Below are 621 nucleotides of genomic sequence, written 5' to 3'. Positions count from 1 at the left end.
AAAAATTAAGTAGCGATTTTGGACCAATTCTGGACCAATGACGATTCCGTCCCCTTTCGGAGTTCGTCTCATGGCCCGTATAAAGTCCGCCGAAAATGCTAAAGATCCCGCCACGGGACGTCCGCTGCCCGATGGTGTGAGTTGCCGGGGGCCAAAGCAATACAGGCCCCGCAAGCTGGTCAACGGCCAGCGGATCATCAGAACATTTGACACCGCCCGCCTCGCCCGCGCCTAGCTCGAGGAAACCTCGGTCAAAGTGCGTGAAGGGCGTCATATCGACGTCCGGGCCTTGGACGGTCTCGTGCTTAGAACCCTGATTGAGCGCTACCGTGACGAATGCATGGCTCACCGCGACGCTGACCGGACAGGGCATATTCCAGCACTGCTTCGCGATCCCATCGCAGACCTGAAGCTCTCCCGCCTGACGGTTCCAGCGGTTCGAAGCTTTCGCGACCGTCAGGGAAAGGATCTGGCTGCTGCGACAGTCGTCAAGCGGCTCAATCTCCTGGCCTCCATCCTCAATCATGCCATGAGCGAATGGGATGTCCCGCTCTCGCTGAACCCGGCTCCGGCTTCGGGACGCATGATCAAGCGGCCGACAGGCGCCGATCGCAAGCGCAA

1 protein-coding gene and 1 pseudogene are annotated in these 621 nt (G+C 59.6%); both read left to right on the top strand.

The window, feature by feature from the left end:
* Positions 1-70: 70 nt before the first annotated feature.
* Positions 71-235 (top strand): DUF3598 family protein, encoded by a 165-nt coding sequence (locus tag HKD28_RS15870; RefSeq protein WP_235993568.1) that lies wholly within the window; start codon positions 71-73, stop codon positions 233-235.
* A 21-nt stretch (positions 236-256) separates the two neighbouring features.
* Positions 257-621 (top strand): annotated as a pseudogene (locus HKD28_RS15865) (site-specific integrase); the annotation flags it as partial.

It is taken from the genome of Gluconobacter cadivus (assembly GCF_015244745.1).
Classification (GTDB): Bacteria; Pseudomonadota; Alphaproteobacteria; order Acetobacterales; family Acetobacteraceae; genus Gluconobacter; species Gluconobacter cadivus.
This window is presented reverse-complemented; position numbering and strand designations above follow the sequence as displayed.

Bases quoted from the DNA above. Each gene is read 5' to 3' on its own strand.
- HKD28_RS15870 (WP_235993568.1), top strand. From the start codon at position 71: ATGGCCCGTATAAAGTCCGCCGAAAATGCTAAAGATCCCGCCACGGGA.